Annotated in this window: 17 protein-coding genes; 8 read left to right on the top strand and 9 right to left on the bottom strand. The window is 69.5% G+C overall.

The features are described 5' to 3' along the window. Positions 1 to 323: 323 nt before the first annotated feature. Both MXD61_RS26995 and MXD61_RS26990 read left to right on the top strand, forming a co-directional pair. Positions 324 to 851: a hypothetical protein gene (locus MXD61_RS26995; protein ID WP_248816232.1), complete on the top strand. Its 528-nt coding sequence runs from the start codon at positions 324 to 326 to the stop codon at positions 849 to 851. 177 nt (positions 852 to 1,028) lie between these two features. After that, positions 1,029 to 2,102, top strand: a complete 1,074-nt coding sequence (locus MXD61_RS26990) for a hypothetical protein (RefSeq protein ID WP_248816231.1) — start codon at positions 1,029 to 1,031, stop codon at positions 2,100 to 2,102. Positions 2,103 to 2,311: 209 nt separating this feature from the next. Here MXD61_RS26990 and MXD61_RS26985 read toward each other — a convergent pair whose 3' ends face one another. The 8 genes from MXD61_RS26985 to MXD61_RS26950 all read right to left on the bottom strand — a co-directional run bounded on the left by MXD61_RS26985 (position 2,312) and on the right by MXD61_RS26950 (position 10,938). Beyond that, the gene (locus tag MXD61_RS26985) at positions 2,312 to 4,171 is read right to left on the bottom strand and encodes a fatty acyl-AMP ligase (protein WP_248816230.1); all 1,860 of its coding nucleotides are present in this window, start codon (positions 4,169 to 4,171) and stop codon (positions 2,312 to 2,314) included. Next, entirely contained in the window at positions 4,168 to 4,944 is a 777-nt protein-coding gene (locus tag MXD61_RS26980; protein WP_248816229.1) for a thioesterase II family protein, read from the bottom strand. Before MXD61_RS26980 ends, MXD61_RS26985 begins: the two co-directional genes overlap by 4 nt. Then, on the bottom strand, positions 4,941 to 6,392 hold the full coding sequence (locus tag MXD61_RS26975) for a cytochrome P450 (RefSeq protein ID WP_248816228.1): 1,452 nt from the start codon (positions 6,390 to 6,392) through the stop codon (positions 4,941 to 4,943). Before MXD61_RS26975 ends, MXD61_RS26980 begins: the two co-directional genes overlap by 4 nt. Further along, the gene (locus MXD61_RS26970; RefSeq protein ID WP_248816227.1) at positions 6,389 to 7,402 is read right to left on the bottom strand and encodes a cyclopropane-fatty-acyl-phospholipid synthase family protein; all 1,014 of its coding nucleotides are present in this window, start codon (positions 7,400 to 7,402) and stop codon (positions 6,389 to 6,391) included. The genes MXD61_RS26975 and MXD61_RS26970 overlap by 4 nt, the downstream gene beginning before the upstream one ends. Then, complete coding sequence (locus tag MXD61_RS26965; protein WP_251080689.1) at positions 7,399 to 7,653, bottom strand: acyl carrier protein; 255 nt, start codon at positions 7,651 to 7,653, stop codon at positions 7,399 to 7,401. Before MXD61_RS26965 ends, MXD61_RS26970 begins: the two co-directional genes overlap by 4 nt. Continuing rightward, complete coding sequence (locus MXD61_RS26960; protein ID WP_374629638.1) at positions 7,653 to 8,609, bottom strand: acyl-CoA desaturase; 957 nt, start codon at positions 8,607 to 8,609, stop codon at positions 7,653 to 7,655. The genes MXD61_RS26965 and MXD61_RS26960 overlap by 1 nt, the downstream gene beginning before the upstream one ends. 720 nt (positions 8,610 to 9,329) lie before the next feature. Beyond that, a complete protein-coding gene (locus MXD61_RS26955; protein ID WP_248816224.1) occupies positions 9,330 to 9,686 on the bottom strand; it encodes a transposase in 357 nt (118 codons plus the stop codon). 463 nt (positions 9,687 to 10,149) lie between these two features. After that, a complete protein-coding gene (locus MXD61_RS26950) occupies positions 10,150 to 10,938 on the bottom strand; it encodes a hypothetical protein (RefSeq protein WP_248816223.1) in 789 nt (262 codons plus the stop codon). Positions 10,939 to 11,473: 535 nt separating this feature from the next. Here MXD61_RS26950 and MXD61_RS28250 point away from each other — a divergent pair. From MXD61_RS28250 to MXD61_RS26925, 6 genes are all read left to right on the top strand, one after another. Continuing rightward, entirely contained in the window at positions 11,474 to 11,608 is a 135-nt protein-coding gene (locus tag MXD61_RS28250; protein ID WP_285223399.1) for a hypothetical protein, read from the top strand. Between the two features lie 69 nt (positions 11,609 to 11,677). Then, positions 11,678 to 11,923 carry a hypothetical protein gene (locus tag MXD61_RS26945; protein WP_248816222.1) on the top strand — a complete coding sequence of 82 codons (246 nt, stop codon included), beginning with the start codon at positions 11,678 to 11,680 and terminating at the stop codon, positions 11,921 to 11,923. Continuing rightward, entirely contained in the window at positions 11,920 to 12,321 is a 402-nt protein-coding gene (locus MXD61_RS26940; RefSeq protein ID WP_248816221.1) for a type II toxin-antitoxin system VapC family toxin, read from the top strand. The genes MXD61_RS26945 and MXD61_RS26940 overlap by 4 nt, the downstream gene beginning before the upstream one ends. Positions 12,322 to 12,610: 289 nt before the next feature. Continuing rightward, complete coding sequence (locus tag MXD61_RS26935; protein WP_248816220.1) at positions 12,611 to 13,549, top strand: ParA family protein; 939 nt, start codon at positions 12,611 to 12,613, stop codon at positions 13,547 to 13,549. Next, positions 13,542 to 13,979: a hypothetical protein gene (locus MXD61_RS26930; RefSeq protein WP_248816219.1), complete on the top strand. Its 438-nt coding sequence runs from the start codon at positions 13,542 to 13,544 to the stop codon at positions 13,977 to 13,979. Before MXD61_RS26935 ends, MXD61_RS26930 begins: the two co-directional genes overlap by 8 nt. Continuing rightward, positions 13,976 to 15,301, top strand: coding sequence for a PIN-like domain-containing protein (locus MXD61_RS26925; RefSeq protein ID WP_248816218.1), 1,326 nt, complete (start codon positions 13,976 to 13,978; stop codon positions 15,299 to 15,301). Before MXD61_RS26930 ends, MXD61_RS26925 begins: the two co-directional genes overlap by 4 nt. Here MXD61_RS26925 and MXD61_RS26920 read toward each other — a convergent pair. Then, positions 15,291 to 17,657, bottom strand: coding sequence for a protein kinase (locus tag MXD61_RS26920; protein ID WP_248816217.1), 2,367 nt, complete (start codon positions 17,655 to 17,657; stop codon positions 15,291 to 15,293). The two genes, MXD61_RS26925 and MXD61_RS26920, sit on opposite strands and share 11 nt — an antisense overlap. Positions 17,658 to 18,009: the final 352 nt, after the last annotated feature.

Genomic DNA, 18,009 nt, shown 5'->3' with positions numbered 1-18,009 from the left:
CTCCGCGTCCGACGCTTCGCGGGAAACCCTTCTTCGCATGACACCCCTGACAGAGGACGACCCTGACGGAGAACGACGGTCGCCGCCTGCTCCTGGTGTACGACGGCCGGCTCAGTTCGGTTCAACGGTTCGAGGGAGTGGCCCTGTCGCGGCCGCCGGCGGTCCCAAGTGACGCTCGTCACCGTTGGTGTCGTTGAACCGATTCGGGACGCGGGCTCGTAGAGCTACGGGACGAATCAGCACGCGAACGCCGCCTGGCAGCGGACGCCCTGTCCGCGGTGCCGGCGGCCGAATCGGGAGACCGCATGAAGAAGATCGCCGTGATGGTTCTGTCCCTTGGCGCGGCAGGACTCGTCCTGGTGGCCTGCGGCAGCGACGGGGAGTCGGCCACCGCCGCGGGCAGCACGACAGCCGCGACGACCTCGTCGGCTCCGGCGGCATCGCCGACCAGCACCCCGGCCATCGGCGGCGCGACCGCCTCCGGACCGGCAGCCACGCTGGACGTCAGCACCAGCCGGTTCGGCACGATCCTGGTCGACGGCGGTGGTCGGACGCTCTACCTGTTCGGAGCCGATCAGGGCGTCACCTCCATGTGTTCGGAGAACTGCGCGAAGGCATGGCCGCCCTACGTCGTGTCCCAGGCGCCGGAAGCCGGTTCCGGGGTCACGTCGAGCGAGATCGCCACGACCACCCGAGCGGACGGCACCCTTCAGGTGACCTACCATGGTCATCCTTTGTACTACTTCGCCAAGGACACCACGGCCGGGGCCGCCATGGGGCAGGGAATCGACAAGTTCGGTGGCAAGTGGTTCGTCGTCGGACCCGACGGCAACCCGATCGAAGGCAGCTGACCCCAACACCCTCCGACGAGGGTTCCGAGTATTCTCGCGACGCCGAGTGGCTCTTGACAGGTTGAGGGCCCCGGACGTGGTCCGGGGCCCCACGCAATACTGCCAGTGAGTCGGCGAATCAGGACGCTGGTAGTTGTCCCTGGCAGCCCAGGTATCGCTGTTTCAGGCCGGCGGATATTGAACCGGATCGGGACCGGTGTCGTATCAGGAGGCATGAGAAAAGACCGCCGCACCACCCAGGCGCTGCCGATTCCGCCCGCTGCGCCGCTCGGCTTGTCCGAGGGAGCCGCCACCCTCAAACGGCGCACCCATGCCAGGCAGGACGGGCTGCGCAAGCTGATTGTCGGCAGCTTCGTGGCGCTGGTACTGGCGATGTCCGCAGGTGTCGCCCAAGCCGCCGAGGAGACCCAGTTCTACAGCAACATCAGTCTCGGCTACCCGACCTACCCGACCTACTACGCCGAAGGCGCCACCGAGCTCGCCGATGATGTTCCGTTCAGCGGTAGCCATCTGATCAGCTCCTTCGCCTTCGGCTACCAGTCACCGGAGCCGGTGCATGCCACCTTCCGCTTCTACGGGGTGGATTCGGCCACCGGGCTGCCGGGCGAGCGGGTTGCCCAGATCGAACGCGACCTCCCCGCCGTGAGCGACGCCACCCCGACCGTCACGCTGAGCGAGGCGGAGCAGTTCTGGTGGACTGCCGGAGCCAACCTGTATCCGGGCGAGTTCAACGGCAGCGTTCCCACCGGAGGCTGGTACAGCATCCAGTTCTCCACCGCCGACGGCGGATATCCGGAGGCGCGCTTCCGTCTCGCCATGGGCACCAGCAACCCGAAAATGCTGAATGTCGAGACGGGTGCCCTCACCGCCCCCGTTGACACGAACGGCTCCACGCCGACATCCATGTACCTGCAGGTGCGCGACGCCGGGAGCAGCGGCGAGGTGCAGCCGACGTTGATCAGTCTGACTGCGTCTCCGGCGACGGTCAAGGCCGGTAACAGCCTCGGCAACACGGCCAAGCTGTTCCCGGTCCTGAGCAGCGGCGCGCTGGCGGGCGGAACGACGGTCACTCTCAGCTCCAGCAACCCGCAGGTCGCCAGGGTCCCATCGCAGGTCGTCATTCCGGCCGGGGGCTCCAACCTCACGGTCAATGTCACAACCGCGCGGCGGGTCAGCACCACGAAGACCGTCACCTTCACCGCGACGGCCAACGGCACCAGCGTCAGCACTCAGCTGACGGTCACGCCCTAGTACGGCAGCCGCTGTTTTGTGATCGGTTGGGTTGTCGGTGGCGGCTGAACTAGCCCATCAGAAACCGTTCATCGAGCCGGTCGTCGCGGGCGGGGAAGCGGCGGGTGGCGCCGAACAGATCTCGTGTGTGTAAATCGTGGGTGATGTGGAACCTGAGCGTTTTCGACGCGTGGTGCTCGTGCGTCCCGGGTCGGTCGGTTCGGCGTGGCCTAACCGGTCATCGCGGTGTTCGATGCGGCGGCCGGTGCGGTGCGCCGGCGCGGGGCGGGGAGATCGGCGTCCAGGTAGCGCTGTCGGGCGGCGGTCCGCATGATCTTGCCGCTGCTGGTCGTGGGGAGCGCGCCCGGTCGGGTGAGCACCACCTCGCCGATCGTGAGGTCGTGTTCGCGCAGGACCGCCGCCCGGATCGCCCCGGCCACCTCGTCCAGGTCGACGCCCGGCGTTGCCCGTACTTCCAGCACGACGACCAGCCGTGGGTCGCTACCCGCGTCGGGGACCGTGAAGGCGGCGACGCCGTTTGGGCGGGCGGCGGGATGCGCTGTCGTCGCGGTGAACTCGATGTCCTGGGGGAAGTGGTTGCGGCCTCGGATGATGATCAGGTCGCGCAGGCGTCCGGCGACGTAGAGCTCGCCGTCGACGATCATGCCGAGGTCGCCGGTGCGCAGGTAGCGCCCATTCGCCTGGTCGGACTCGTAGAACCCGTTCGGTGCGTTCGGTGCGTTCGGTGCGTTCGGTGCGGCTGGGGCGAGCTGGACGAACGCGGTGGCGGTTGCCTCCGGGCGGTGCCAGTAGCCGGCGGTGACGTGCGGCCCGGCGACCCAGATCTCGCCGATTCCGCCCGGTGGCCGGGGCCGTCCCGTCTCCGGATCCATGATCCGGATGTCACTGCCCGGGGGCACCTGTCCGGAGCCGACCAGAACGTGGGCATCGGCGCGGGTGGACGCCACGCACTGCCCGGCCGCCAGGGCCTCCGGGTCCGCGGCGAGCGTGCGCGGGCCACGTCCCGGCTCGCTGCCGGTCACGATCAGGGTCGCCTCGGCCAGGCCATAGCACGGGTACAGGGCCTGCGGGCGTAGTCCATACGGCGCGAACGTCTCGGCGAAGCGGCGCAGCGTCCCCTCGCGCAGCGGTTCGGCGCCGTTGAAGGCGTTCGTCCAGCAGCTCAGATCAAGGTCGGACAGGTCGTGGTCAGCGCCCGCGACCGCCCGGCGCCGGGCGGCATGGGTGACGCAGAGGTCGAAGGCGAAGTTCGGACCGCCGCTGGTCTGCGCCCGGTACCGGGAGATCGCTCGCAGCCAGAGCAGCGGGCGGCGGATGAACGTCGACGGGGTCATCAGCACGCCGAGCCCGCCCAGGTACAGCGGGTGCAGGGCATTGGCGATCAACCCCTGGTCGTGGAACAGCGGCGTCCAGCCCACCCAGGGCGAGCCCGGGTCGTGCCGGAACGCGCGGGTGAGCATCGCCAGGTTGGCCGCGAGGTTCCCGTGGGTGACCATCACGCCTTTGGGCGCGGCGGTGGAGCCCGAGGTGTACTGCAGGAAGGCGAGCGCGTCCGGGGACGTCGGCGCCGGGTCGGCGCCCCTCGGCACCCGATCCGGCTGATCCGCGTCGACTCCCCAGAGGGTCGTGGAGCCGAGTCGGTCGACGGCGAGGCGGCGCAGGCCGGGGCAGGCCTCGGCCAGCGCGGGGGCGACGAGGTCAAGGGTCGCTGCCTCGCCGAGCAGCGCCACCGGCGCGCAGTCCCGCGCGATCGCCAGGGTCCCGGCTCGGACATGTCCGGCACGGGGCGGGACGACCGGCACGGCGACCACCCCGGCATACAGACAGCCGAGGTAGGCGGCGAGGAAGTCCGGGCCGGTCTCGAAGACCAGCAGCGCCCGCTCGCCGGGCGTCGCGGCGACGCCGGCCAAGGCCGCCGCGACAGTCTGCGCCCGGGCGTTGAGCTCACCGTAGGTGAGGGTGCGCGCCTCCTGGCCGTACTCGTCGAGGAAGACGAACGCCCGGTCCTCCGGTTGGCGCCGGGCCCGTGCACGCAGGACGTCGGGCAGCGGCGTCGGTGCTTGGCTCACCGGGACCTCCCCGTCCCCACCGGCTCCGTCGCGGGCTTTCCGGTCAGCGCCTCGCTCATGATCTGTGCGATGGCCGCCCGGTGCTCCTGGTGGAAGAAGTGCGTGCCGGGGAAGGTGCGCAGGACGAAGGGGCCGTCGGTCTCCGCCTGCCAGGCCTCGACCTGGTCCCGGTCGACGACCAGGTCGTTGTCGCCATGGAACCCGGTGATGGGGCACGCGAGGCGCGGCACCGACCGGTGGTCGTACTCCTCGGACAGCTCGAGGTCGGCGCGGGTCACCCTGATCGCGTAGCGCAGGAACGCCGCTGTCCGGGCCACCCGCTCGGCGGCGCCCAGCCGCTCGAGCGCGGTGACGAACTCGTCGTCGGGCAGGCGGTCGATGCGCGGGCGCCGGTTCGGCTGATGGGGGGCTCGGCGTCCGGAGACAAACAGGTGGACCGGCGCCGTGCCGGCGGCGGTGAGCGCGCGGGCGAGCTCGAAGGCGACCAGAGCACCCATGCTGTGCCCATACAGTGCGAGCGGAGCGTTGGTCAGCGGGGCGAGCTCGGCCAGCAGTGGATCGACGACCTCGGGCAGTCGCCTCGCCAGGGTCTCGGCGGCGGCGTCCTCCCGGCCCGGCAGCTGGACCCGCACCAGCCCGACGCCCGGTCCGAACAGTCCCAGCCATCGGGTGAACGACGCGGCGCCGGCCCCGGAGTGCGCCAGCAGCAGCAGCCGGGTCGCGGCCGGGCTCGCGGGCTCGGCGCGCAGCCATGCGCGCCCGGGCGCCGTCACGACCCGCCCCGCAACGTCACGGGCAGGCTCGTCAGACCGCGGATGATGAAGCTGTGGTCCTGCCACGACGGCCCCTCTCCTCGGTTCGTTCCCGGGCCCGCCGCCGGACGATCCGCCGCCGGACGATCGGTGGCCGGACTCTCGGCGGGTGAGGCGAGGCGGAGCAGGTCGGAGCGTCGGTACAGGCACTCGAGCGCGATCTCGACCTGCGCCCGGGCAAGTGCGCCGCCGAGACAGCCGTGCATGCCGTGCCCGAACGCCAGGTGCTCGCGCGCCTGCCGAGTGATGTCGAACTCGTCCGGTCGGGCGAAGACGGCCGGGTCACGCCCCGTAGCGCCGAGGCAGAGCAGGACCTCGGCGCCGGCCGGAATCCGCTCGCCGCCGATCTCGACGTCGCGGGTGGCCAGGCGCTTGGTGAGTTGCAGTGGCGGGTCGTACCGCAGCGCCTCGGACACGGCGGCGCGAGCGAGCTGCGGGCGGCGGCGCATCAGCGCGTCCTGAGCCGGGTGGGTCAGCAGCGCGAGCAGCGTGTTGCCGAGCAGGCTGGTCGTTGTCTCCAGCCCCGCGACGAAGCACATCACGCCGACATAGGCGATCTCGGCGTCCTCGAGCCGGTCCTGGCCGCCGGTGCGGGCCGCCAGAAGCCGGCTGATCAGGTCCTCGCCCGGCCTCGCGCGACGGTCGGCGATCACCTCGCCCAGCACGGCCATGAACTCGTCGAGCACCTCGCGGACCCGGACGAGGTCGCCCGGGCGCATCAGGCCGGGTTCGAGGATGAACCGGATGTCGTGGGTCCAGCCGGCGACGTGCGGCCGTACCTCGGCGGGCAGGCCCAGCCAGTCGCACAGGACCGCAACCGGCAGCGGCGCGGCGAATCCGGCGACGGCGTCCATCCGACCCTGGTCTCCGCGTTCCCCTCCCCCTTCCTCTCCGTGTTCCCCTTGGTGTTCCGCACCGCCGCTGCCGCCGCCACTGACACTGGCGTCGACACCGCCCTCGGCCCACGCCTGGGCCAGCAGTCGGTCGGCGGTCGCGGCGATGCCCGGACGCAGCCCGTCGATGGCCGTCGCGGTGAACACGTGGTTGACCAGCGCGCGCAGCCGTCCGTGCGCCGGTTCGTCCGTGAACACCAGCGAGGACAGGCTCAGCCGCTCGACGCGGCCGGTGTCCGTCACCTCGAGGCGGGCCGCCTGCCGGCTGATCTGGCGGGGGATCACCCCGGCGCTGAACGTCCGGTCGCGCAGCACCTCGCGCACGTCGGCGTACCGACTGAGTACCCACATCCCGAGGGTGCGGTGCACGGGCCGCTGTTCGCGCAGCTGGCGGTACATCGGATACGGGTCACACCGGAACTCGGCGCCGAACGGGTTGAACCGTACCCGGGCCGCTCCCGCCCCCGAGCTCCCCGCCGCTCCCGCTGCGGGAGCGATCAGGTCTCCTGCGGTCATACGTCAGACCGGAAGTACGCGCGGGAATAGGGGCGGAACACCAGCCGATACAGGCAGATTTTGCCCATTCGGCAGCCGAGCGCGTTCATACGCAGGTATCGCTCGTAGCGGGCGACGACCTCCGGGCCGACGAGCGCGCGGGCCTCGTCGCGGCGCGCCCGCAGTCGGGCGGCCCACTGCTCGAAGGTCCACGCGTAGTCCAGGCGGTCGTTGCGCACCAGCCGCGTCTCCAGGATGCCCTCGGCCGCGGCGGTGATCTCCGCGAGCGTCGGCAGTTCGGCGGCGGGGAAGATCTCTTCCTGGATGAACGCGCTGGCCTTCTCCCGAGGCATGTTGGCATAGGCGATGGTCTGCAGCGAGAGGACGCCGTCGTCGGTGAGCCAGTCCCGGACGCGGCCGAAGAACTCCCGGTACCGCTCGATCCGCTCGGCTGCGGTGTCCTCCGGCCGGGCGAAGTGTTCGAACGCGCCGATCGAGATGATTCCGTCGAACGGGGCGTCCGGGGTGTAGTCCCGCCAGTCGCGGGTGTGCACCTCGAAGCCTGGGCCGCGGTCCGCGTCGAGATGGGCGGCCTGCTCGTCGCTGAGGGTGAGCCCGACGACCCGGGGGACGCCGCGGTCGCGGGCCAGCCGCAGGACGGCGCCCCAGCCGCAGCCGACATCGAGCAGTGACCGCACCCGCGTGCTCGAGCCGCTCCCGGGCACGGGGCCGAGGCCGGGCGGGGGGCCAATGCTGGCCGCGGGAGCGGCACCGACACCGGCCGCGGGGCCGATGCCGACGGCGTTCAGGTGGAAGTCCAGTTTGCGCTGCTGGGCGTGCTCGAGCGAGTCGTCCGGAGCGGCCGGCATGGCGCAGGAATAGGCCAGCGACCGGTCGAGCCAGAGCTGGTAGAACGTGTTGCTGACGTCATAGTGGTACCGAATGGCCTCCTGCGCCCGCAAACTGTCCTCGGCCCGCGGACTGTCCCCTGCCCGCCGGGCGCCGGCATCGATGTCCGCCGCGGTGGTCATACGGCGCCAGCCCCTACCCGGGGGTACAGATAGGCGGCGACGGCGTTGATCGTCGGGTTCTCGAACAGCGCCTCCGGCGGCAGATCGACGCCGTACTCGTTCTCCACCTCGATCAGCAGCGAGACGGCGACCGCCGAGTCGATGCCGAGCCGGTCGAAGGACGCGTCCGGCAGGATCTTCTCCGCCGAGGTGCCGAGCACGCCGGCAAGATACGACCGGCACCACTGCGCGATGGATTCCTGGCTGTGCATCACGATGCCCTTTCCTCGGCGACGGCGATGGCGACGTCGGCGGCGGGGATTTCGGCGGCGGGGAGATCGGCGTAGCGGGTGGCCTGCCGGCGCGCCGACGGTGTCTTCAGGTCGCTGGCGAGGCCGAGCGCCGCGCATGCGCGGATGGTCCAGATTCCCGGGTCAAGCCGGTACCAGCGCAATCCGAACGACGGCGACTCCGGAAAAGCGTGGTGATTGTTGTGCCAGGATTCGCCGAACGTCAGCAGGGCGAGCAGGCCGCTGTTGTGGCTGTTCTCCCGGGTCCGAAACGACCGGCGTCCGAAGGAATGCAGAAAGGAGTTGATCGCCCAGATGAGATGCTCCACCACGAACATCCGCACCAGTCCGCCCCACAGCAGGCCCGTGACCGCGCCGTACCAGCTCCACTCGACCAGTCCGCCGACCAGGGCGGGCAGCGCCAGCCCGAGCACGACCCAGACGTGGTAATGCCGGGCGACGGAGATCAGTCGGCGATCGGCGATCAGGTCCGGTGCGTAGTGCACGACGTTCGGGTACTCGTGGCGGCGCATCCACAGGAAGTGGGAATGGGCCAGGCCCCGCAGCCGGCCGGCGAGTCCGCCGCCGGCGAGGTTCGGCGAGTGCGGGTCCCCGTCACGGTCGCTGCGCTCGTGATGGCGGCGGTGGAGGGCGACCCACGACACCAGCCCGCCCTGCCCGGCCATCGATCCACAGACCGTGAGGACCAGCCCGAGCAACGGGGCCGCGGTGAACGAGCGGTGGGTGAACAGCCGGTGGTACCCGACGCTGACGCCCATCAGGGTGATGGCCCACATCGCCCCCAGCAGCGCAAGGTCGACCAGGGTGATCGGACGCACCGCGAGCAGGGCGAGGGCCACCGCGGTGCCGAGAATCGGCAGCACGTCGAAGAGCAGGAAGTGCCGGCGCTGGAGCCGGTGCACGTACTCGTTGCTGATGGTCGTGCGGCGAGGTGCCGTGTGGCGAGACTGATCGTCCGTCGGCCCGGAGGGCGGGCCGGTGCCGTCCGTCGTCGTCGCGCCGAGTACGACTGGCTGGCCGTCCACTGCGTCACCGACCTTTCTTCGGGGTGCCGTGGCGCGCACATCGGCGCGGGTCGGCGGGAAAGCTGGTCGAAGGGTGGTCGCGGTTTCGGGCCGTCGAACACGGACGTTCGGTCAACGGTGGTCGGCCGGCCAGGCGAACAACGCGCGAACGCGCCATTTCTGGCCGACGGTGCCTGGGTGACCGCGAGGACGACCGGTGTTCCGCCCCAGGAGCGGGACGGCGGCGGAAGCGGTTACCGAGGGGATATTCCCTGGCTGGCCGGGTCATTGGTGTACGGCTAACAAGGTAAGCGCCGGCCACGCCGGGCCGCTGGTCCATCACGAAGCAGGATCGTCCAATAGGGTGCGCAAACGGATCGTGCTTTTCCGGCAGAGGGCCCCGGCGACGTACAGGATCACTTTTTTCCGGGCTCTGCTTCCGATGCTGTCGGGGGCGGATCGTCCGGCCGGTGGATGGCGGGGCTGGTCGGGCGGACGAGCGGGAGGAAGATTTCGTCGACGATCTCGGCGATTACCTCTGCTGGGACGCGGCCGCCGCCTGGCCTGGTCAGGTATTCGTTGCGGACGAGATCCTTTTCTCGAAGCGGCGTTCGAGCCGTACCAGCAGAGTGATCACATCCGTGCGAAGGCCCCGGTGTCGGGCAGGGGTGGCTCTCGGCGAGGTGGACGAGGGCGGGGACCTGGCCGATGCCGTGTCTGGTGGCGGTGGTCAGGTAGCTTCGGATCGCGTAGAACTGGCGGGCGCCGGTGAGGGTGCGGCAGGCCCGGGCGTGGCGGGTGGCCATGTGTGTCGTGCCGCGGGGTGAGGTCTGGGCGATCCCGATGTGGGTGGCCAGCGTTGGCCCAGCACCAGGTCCCGGCCGGGGCGGTGTCGCTGACGGCCTGCAGTTCACGCAGGATGTGGGCGACGCACAGCTGGTGGGTGGCGCTGGTGTAGGTGTCGTAGGGGGCCCAGGCGTCGTGGACCATGACCCGGTGAAACCGGTCAGTACCCCGAGGGCGTCGATTCCGGCGGTTCCACGCTTGGGATGGCAGTCGATGCCGGCCAGATCCCGGGCGGTGAACGCCTGGTAGTCGCCCTGCCAGGCCGTGGTCAGCCGGGTCACTGTCGAGGCGGACAGGCCGGCACCCGAGCCGAGGAACTGCTCCAACGCGGCCGCGAGCATCCGCCGGGCACCTTCCCGGACGATCTCATCAATCAGCGACGGCCTGGCCGTCGAGCCGTTCTCGGGTGTGTTGTCCTCGGGTACTACCGGGAGTACGGGTGTGCCTTCCCGACCGACGCGTCAACGTCGGCCTGACTGGGACCTCAACCTCGATCACCGGGAAGGTACGTCCTCCCGGCCGATCCACAGGTCTCAACCATTGCACTGGCTCGCCGTCTGGCAGGGATCGGGGGGCAGACTCAACCCGGTGCGTACACGACTGGCGCCTACGGATGGCGGCGAAGGGGCTCCAGCCCTGGATGTTCCGCCAGCGCCGAGTGGCCGTAGACGATCCACACGATTGCGACAGCGAGAGTAGGACCGTTCAGGCCCGAGAGACGAAGCGGTTCGATGTCTCCGAAGTCGAGGACTATCGACCAGTCGGCCGGATCCGGATAGATGGCCACCGCCTGGCGCGGAAAGAAGGACAGCCAGCGGCCGCCGACCTCGCACAGTATCCTTTCGCTGGTCACGAGGACGGTTGCAGTCGTGAATTCCCGCCACTGCGGAATCGAGGCTGCCAGCGCGGCCTGGCGGCGGCTGTGATTTCCCAGCGCGGTCAGCGCGTATCCGGCGGCCATGAAGGGTGCGCTGCCAAGGAAGACCCCGGACATGTGGACGTAGATGGGATCGGTGCCGTAGAAGCGCGAGTAATATGCTGGAACATGCAGATAGACGCGTTCGTCCGGGCGTACAACGGGTCCCCATAAACGCAGCTCCTGCATGCCACGACCGGTGGTCAGATGATGGAGCAGGCCGCGGGCGTAGACCCAGTTTTGATGCAGCTCTGCGTGCCAAGCCTGTACGCGATCTATCTCCCGCCGTTCACTGGCCGTGAACCTGCCCATCGTCCGTCGTCGATGACGATGGAGGTCCCAGCCGAGTAGGCAGGTGAGAATCGTTCCTATCGGCAGCATCAGGAAGAGGGAAAGCGCGGCCAACGGGATGTGCGGAGGATCTGAGTAGTCGTTGTTGTAGGTCGAGTTTGATCCGTAGTATTCGCTGTCTGCGGCCATGCTGAAGGCGAGTACGGCGATGCCCCCGATTGTGAGGAGGATCGACGCGATCAGTGCCCACAGTCGGTGCGTAGGGTACCGGGCTCCCGAGCCTGACCGTATCTGCGCGGGCCGTGTTCCGTTGTCCCTTCCCATCCAGGCAGTTCGATCCTCTCCGTGATGGTGGCTACCGCGGCGCGGGCCTCGTCCGGACGGCGCCCTCTAATCTATCCTGTTGTGACCTGGCGGGTGCTCTGTGTGGCAATATCGCCTGGGTGGAGCGCCCCGTTCTCGCGACCGGACGGCCCTCGCCCGGTAGATGGCCGCTGATGTTCGCGGATCCTGGGCCTCGGATCTCGCCGAAAGGCCCGGCTCACGGGGTTCGGTGTCACCGAGGTGGCGACCTCATGGAAACACGTAGCGTGACCGTGCAACGTAGTTGACTTTCCGCAAGTTCTGCGACCAGGCCTATTTTCCTTGTTTGAAAGCAAGTATCGGTCGGCCATGCGCCCTGTACGTTCACGGTGGCTCCGACACCGCGGGTGCGGTTCGCAGCGTGGAGACGATTGCCACCGGTCTGAAGCGGAAGCGGTTGCATGAGCCGGTGACGGTGATCGGTACCCCGGACGCGAAGGACCGGGAGGCCTGCTGGGAGCTGGGCGCCAGCGCGGCGGCGAGCCTGATGTCGTAGCGCTCGGGTCTGGTTGGGCACCGAGGATGCGTTCATGCGCCATGCATGAACGCGTGGTAGCGTGGAGATGTGAGCGAGTCCGCTGATCTGGGCATCGTCCAGGTGCGCGATGTCGATCCGACGACGCTGGCGGTCCTGCGCGAGCGCGCCAGATCGCTCGGCCAGTCGCTGTCCGGGTATCTGCGGGACCTGATGGATGCTGACGCGGCCATGGAGACCAACGCCGAGGTCATCGCCCGCATCGCCCGGGACAGGGAACCGGTGGAGCTCACCATGGACGACGTCCTCGCGGCGCGCGACGAGGGGCGGCGTTGACCCTCACGTACGTGGTTGACTGCTCGCTCGTCATGGATGTGCTGTCGGTCCGTAATGGCGACGAGGTGCTCCGGCATCGTCTGTCCGCCCCGCGTACGTTGCACGCCCCGCACCATCTCGACGTCGAGGTCGCGTCAACAGTTCGCGGGCTTGCCGCCGGAGGGAAGATCACTGATCATCGCGGCGAGCAGATGCTGGCTGACTACGCGCGCCTGCGGATCACCCGTCATCCGGTCTGGCCCTACCACCCCCGGATGTGGGAACTGCGGCACGACCTCGGCGCCTACGACGCCGCCTACATCGCGCTCGCCGAAGCACTCGGCTGCGAGCTGCTCACCGGCGACACCAAGCTCAGGAACGCTGCCGGACACCGCGCGACGGTCATCGTCACCCGATAGCAGAAGCGGGCACGCTTCCCTCTAGGGATGACCAACGCACTCAACGCCCTCCTGGGGTGGTGATATTGTCACCTTCTGCATGCACTGAAAGGCGCATCTCACCTTCCGCATCGACACGGCGCTTACGGGCATCCGCGCCGGATGTCGATGGTGGTGTGGTGCGGCCGCTGGTGGGGGGAGCACTGGTGGGGGGAGCAGTAGTAGGCGGACCAGTGGTGGGCCGGGCGTTTCGTGGCGTGTGGACACGGGACGCGGGTACCACCGGGCCGCCGACCGCCGAGACCGCGCGATGAAGGTCGCGAGCGTCATCAACTACAAGGGTGGGGTCGGCAAGACGACCCTCACCGCGAACATCGGAGCCGAGATCGCCCGGCAGGGTCGGCGCGTTCTGCTGCTCGATGTCGATCCGCAGGCGAGCCTCACTCTGTCGTTCTACCGGCCGGAGGAGTGGCGGACCATGCTGGCGCCGCAACGCACGATCCGGCACTGGTACGAGATCCGCCGACCCGCCAACCGGCGGGTGAGCCTGGTCCCGTTCGTGACCGTGCCCGAGCCGGCGAACTTCTACATCCGTGCGGGTGGGGGTGAGCTTGGCCTGGTCGCGTCCGATCTCATGCTGGGCGACGTCGAGGAAGCACTTGCGATCGAGATCGGCAAGGCGGAGTCATACCGCTCACGGGAGAAGTACCTGCGCGTCATCCGCCGCCTTGGGGAGGCGCTGGAGACCGTCCGGGACGAGGCGTACGACCTCGTGCTGATCGACTGTCCGCCCAACTTCGGGATCATCACCAGATCGGCTATCGCCGCCAGCGACGGTGTGATAGTCCCGGCCCGTCCCGAGGTTCTGTCCACGTTCGCGGTCGATCATCTGAAGCTTCGGCTGGACGCGTTCAGGCGGCAGCTCCATGCGGCCGCCGAGACCGGTGCAACGGGTCAGGGGGCCGTGGACGGACTGTCGCCGCACCTGCTCGGCGTCGTCTTCACGATGGTCCGCTACGCCCGTGCCGGGCAGCTGATCCCGACGTTCCAGAACTTCGTCGACCAGACCCGCGGCCGGGTGGCCACGTTCGACGCCATGCTCCGGGAAAGCCAGACGTACTACGCGTCCGCGCCGCAGCGATGCGTTCCCGCGGTGCTGTCCGAACGTCTGGGCCCGGACATCGAGCGGGAGCTCCGCCTGTTGGTGACCGAGTTCGTGCGGAAGATCGGAGCGGTACCACATGGCTGACGACGTCCCAGGACTCCTTGCCGTCGCGCTCGACCGGTTTTCGGCCTTCGTGCGGACCCTCGACGGGCAGGCGCTGAGCGATCTCGTCACCGGTCGGCGAGCCCTCACCCTTACGCCGCAGGCGACGGCCCCGGTGGACGCGCCGCCGACCGACCCGACGACGGACACGTCGGTGGAGAAACGGGGCACGACCGGTGCGCCCGACCCGGCTGCGGTGTCCGAACGTCTTGCGGGCCTGTATGACCGAGAAGAGGCGACGACATATGTCGCGGGGCTGGGGTCCGTCGCCGTACTGCGTCGGCTGGCCGGCGGCCTCGGTATCCGGGGGGTGTCGAAGGACCGCCGGGAGGAACTGGTCCGCAAGATCGTCGATGGAACCGTCGGGGTCCGGGTGAGCCAGCAGGCGATGCGCAACGAGCTGCGTTCGTGACCACCGGGCCCTCGCCCGGACTCGGCCTTTTCGACGGCTACGAGGGGTACCGGACGCCGTCGGACGTCGACTACCAGAACGCGCTGGTGACGGGCCTGGTGGTCCCGGACACCAACGTGCTGCTCAATCTTTATCGCTACACGACGGCTGCTCGTGGTGACCTGATCGAGGTGCTCACGAGGATCGGGGACCGTCTGTGGATCCCGCCCCAGGTGGTCGCGGAGTTCTGGGGTGCGCGGGAGGCGGTGCTGGGTGACCCGCGGGGTACGGCGGAGACCAGGAAACGGCTCGTCGACCTACGCTCCCAGGCGTCGCAGGCGCTTCAGACGTGGGCGAACCGGGTCGCCCTGGAGGAGTCGGAGTCGACGCGGTTGAAGGATCTGCTGGACGAGGCTTTCAACGAGGTGGCGCATGACATCTCCGTCATCGACGACAGCTCCGCGTACGACTATCTGCGGGATACCGCGACGGATCCCGTTCTCGCGGCGCTGGAACGGATCCTCGACGGCCGGGTCGGCCGCCCGCCCGATACGCAGGAGCATGCGAAAGGCGTCGCCGAAGGCCGCAGGCGGCTGGAGGCGCGCATTCCCCCGGGCTACATGGACAAGGCCAAGGGTGGGGACGGTGCGGTCGGTGACTACCTGGTCTGGAGTCAGACGGTCGGGGAGGCACAGCGGCGGTGCACCGACGTCGTCTTCGTCACCGCCGATCTGAAGGAGGACTGGTGGCACCGGACCGAGGGCCGGCCCCGCGGCCCCCGGCTGGAGCTGTTCCGGGAAATGTACGCGGCCACCGGCAGGCGGCTTTTCATGCTTCGCCCGGACGGCCTGCTTCACCACGCGAAGAACGCGCTCAGTGTCAACGTGGCGGACTCCTCGGTCGAGGACGTCGAGCGGGTGAGCCGTCTGCTCGAGGAGAACGGATGGACGGCGGCCGGGATTCAGGCGGTGATGCGCCGCCTCGACGACGAGGCGCCCGTGCAGGCGGAGGTCGTCCGGCGAGCGGCGGAACTGGACGGCTCGATCAGCCGCGAGGAGGTCTACCGGATCGGAGGCTACGCCGAGGAACGGAGCCTGCGTGGTTTCACCCGGCCGGTACGGCGGGTCACCCAGGAGTTCCAGGAGCGTGGTCTGCTCCCGCCGGATCTGCCGGAGCTGCTCGTCGCCGACTATGACGAACGGTCCCCGCTGGGCAGCGCCATCGGCTTCAGCGTCCCGTCCGACGTGGTGCTACTGCTCGCCCCGCTCGGCTCGGACGCCGATGCCCCGCCGGCCTCGTCGGTGCAGGGGCCGACCGGGGACCATGAGGATGTCACTTCCTGACCGGGACGGTGCCGTTCATCCTGAAGTGGGGTGAGCACTGCTCGGTGGTCGACTGCTGGTCCGCGTGCCATACACAGATCCACATCGTGTAACCCGCGACTGGAATGAAGTTTGTCTTCTTGGCACCCCATGACGCGGAGAAGGTATATGCCATCCCGTCGCTACGGAACAGTTCGGCCACGCAGGACTGGGTCAGCGAGGTGTTGAGCACCCCCGCGAGCGCGCCGGAGCCGTTGTTGTCCAGCCATGCCGAACACGTCGCGTTGTTGCCGACCCAGGAGGTGTCCGCCTCGGAACCCGGAACCTGCGTCCGGTCGTCACCACCGTTGATGCCGCTGACAGAGACCGCGGTCGGGCGCACGGCGGCCTGCGTCACGGCGTTCGTGGCGGCGTTCGTCGGCGCGGTGCTCCCGGCGGCGGTCGTGCCGGAGCTGCTGGGCGGGGTGGTCACCGCCGCGGTAGGCGAGGCCGAGCCACTCGGTTGCACCGACGGCGACCGGGTCGGGCTGGCCGCGGGTGCCGAGTGCGCCGGCACCGTGGCGGGTGGCAGCGCCGTGGGGCGGCGAGGAGATGTCCGAGGGTAAACGGACACCATGAGCACTCCAGCGGCGACTGCCAGGACGAGCACGACAACGCCGACGATCACAGTGTTGCGTTCCAGCCCCCGTCGCAGGCTCCTGACGCGCGGACCGGTGGGCCGACCCGCGATCGGCTTCTCGCGGGGTTCGCCTGCCGACGGCTCCGCGCCATCCGGGACAGCCTCGGCCGACGACCCGGACCGTTCCGAGGCCGGCTCGCCTGAGGCCGGCTCGCCTGAGGCCGACTCGCCCGAGGCCGGCGGGCTGGATGCCGGCGGGTCCGACGTCGGCGGGCGGGACGACGCGGTCGGTACCGGAGAGCTCTCCCCGTGGTCCGGCGGCGGGGAGCCCAGCCTCGCGGGGAAGGGCGGCGCGACGAGCAGGGCCGGCAGCCGGGGCGGCACCAGGGTCACCGGCCCGGTCATCGCCCTGACCGGTGGGAGAGATGTGTGAACTCCCGGGCCCGGGGACTCCGCCCGCCCGGCCAGGGCGACAGCCGCCCGGTCCAACAGGGCCTTGCGCGCGGTGTCAGCGCAGTAGCCGAACAGGTCGAGAACCGGCGCTGCGCCTGGTGGATCCGCGTGGGGACGGTCCTCGACCCGCACCGCCACGATCCGGTCCGCGAGCGTCTCCATCTCCGCGTCGTGCTCGGCGCCCCATCCGGTCTGCTCGACCACCGGCCCCAGACCGGCGCCGGACAGCAGGACCAGCACCTGGGCGCAGTGCCGGATGCCGTCACGCAGGTTGGCGGTCCACCGTGACCTGGCCGCGCCGTCGCGCGCCTGGAGCAGCACCTGGTAGCCGGCGGCCTCCAGCTCCCAGGCGATCCAGTCCGCCCACGGCTGGTCGGCGCTTGCATGGGCGATGAAGAAGTCCCAGCGTGCCCACCCGGGTGGACGGTTGGTGGCGGCACGCACCGCTTCGTCGAGATGCAGCGGCAGCCGCGCACGTGCGGTCCACCCGACACCGAACACGGCGGTGGCGGCGGAGGCCAGCTCGAGTGCGAACGTGGCGGCATCCGGGGGACGGTCGGCGGGGGACTTGGCCAGCATGCGCAACACCACCTCGGCCAGCGGAGCGGCCACCCCGGGCATCGGCGGTGGTGGCTCGGTCACCTGCTGGCTCAGCAGGACAAGCAGCGGCAGTTTCGGGTCGAACGGCAGCCGTCCGGTGAACAGGCTGTGCAGGACGATTCCCAGTGCGTACAGGTCGGTCCACGGCCCCAGCTGGCCACCCTCGATCTGTTCCGGGGCCATGTACGCCGGCGTGCCAGCGATACCGGTGGTGGTCGTCCCCGAGCCCTCGAACAGCTTGGCGATGCCGAAATCGGTGACCCTGAGCGTGCCGTCACCGGCGAACATGATGTTGTCGGCCTTGATGTCGCGGTGCAGCACCTTGTGGCGGTGCGCGTGCTCGAGGGCCGCGGCGACCGCCAACGCCACCGCGCAGACCTGCTCGGGGCCCATCGCCGCCCGCTGCCTGGTCAGGGTGCCCCCGGCCAGCAACTCCATCACAACGATGCACAGGCCGCGGTCCTCGACATAGTCGTAGACCCGCACGACGTGCGGATGGTCCAGTCGGGCCAGCATCTGCGCCTCGGCGGCGAAGCCAGCCGCAGGGGATGCGGTGCCCACCGCTGCCATCACCTTGATGGCCACCGGTCTGCCCATCTGCCGGTGCGTGCCCGCGAGAACCAGCCCGAACGCCCCTGACCCAAGCTGCTCACCCAGAAGATAACCAGGCAGGGCCTCCGCCACCCGTTCCCGGTCGATGATCACCGATCGTCCCGTACGGTCCGTCGTCTCACTTCGTCTCCATCAGGCCGCTATCGTGATGAAGCCTAGTAGTCAGCCACGAAGCGCCACAACCTGGCTTCTCCCCGTCGAACGACCGGATGGTCTCCGCGCTGCCGAGACAACGTCTGCGCCCTCGGTGACCTGAAAAGCTGGTACCGTGCATGCCGTCTTCGAGATCGGTGGCGGTCCACTGGCCGAGCACGAAAAGCGGGCTCCGTGGACTCGGCAGTGAACAGGGGCCGCGCCGTGCGTGTGCAACGCGGGTATGGGCCCGTTTCTCGCCCGATTGTCAAAGATGCTGGTGAGAAGCCTGAACCTACGCCAGCACGATCGG

Origin of the sequence: Frankia sp. AgPm24 (genome assembly GCF_023243055.1) — a bacterium.
Taxonomy (GTDB): Bacteria; Actinomycetota; Actinomycetes; order Frankiales; family Frankiaceae; genus Frankia; species Frankia umida.
Note: the sequence above shows the minus strand (reverse complement) of the source record. Positions and strands in the feature narration are given on the sequence as shown.

Coding starts and splice junctions, on each gene's coding strand:
- MXD61_RS26965 (WP_251080689.1), bottom strand. CDS start 7,653: ATGCACAGCCAGGAATCCATCGCGCAGTGGTGCCGGTCGTATCTTGCC.
- MXD61_RS26995 (WP_248816232.1), top strand. CDS start 324: ATGGTTCTGTCCCTTGGCGCGGCAGGACTCGTCCTGGTGGCCTGCGGC.
- MXD61_RS26935 (WP_248816220.1), top strand. CDS start 12,611: ATGAAGGTCGCGAGCGTCATCAACTACAAGGGTGGGGTCGGCAAGACG.
- MXD61_RS26955 (WP_248816224.1), bottom strand. CDS start 9,686: ATGGTCCACGACGCCTGGGCCCCCTACGACACCTACACCAGCGCCACC.
- MXD61_RS26975 (WP_248816228.1), bottom strand. CDS start 6,392: ATGACCGCAGGAGACCTGATCGCTCCCGCAGCGGGAGCGGCGGGGAGC.
- MXD61_RS26970 (WP_248816227.1), bottom strand. CDS start 7,402: ATGACCACCGCGGCGGACATCGATGCCGGCGCCCGGCGGGCAGGGGAC.
- MXD61_RS26930 (WP_248816219.1), top strand. CDS start 13,542: ATGGCTGACGACGTCCCAGGACTCCTTGCCGTCGCGCTCGACCGGTTT.
- MXD61_RS26950 (WP_248816223.1), bottom strand. CDS start 10,938: ATGGCCGCAGACAGCGAATACTACGGATCAAACTCGACCTACAACAAC.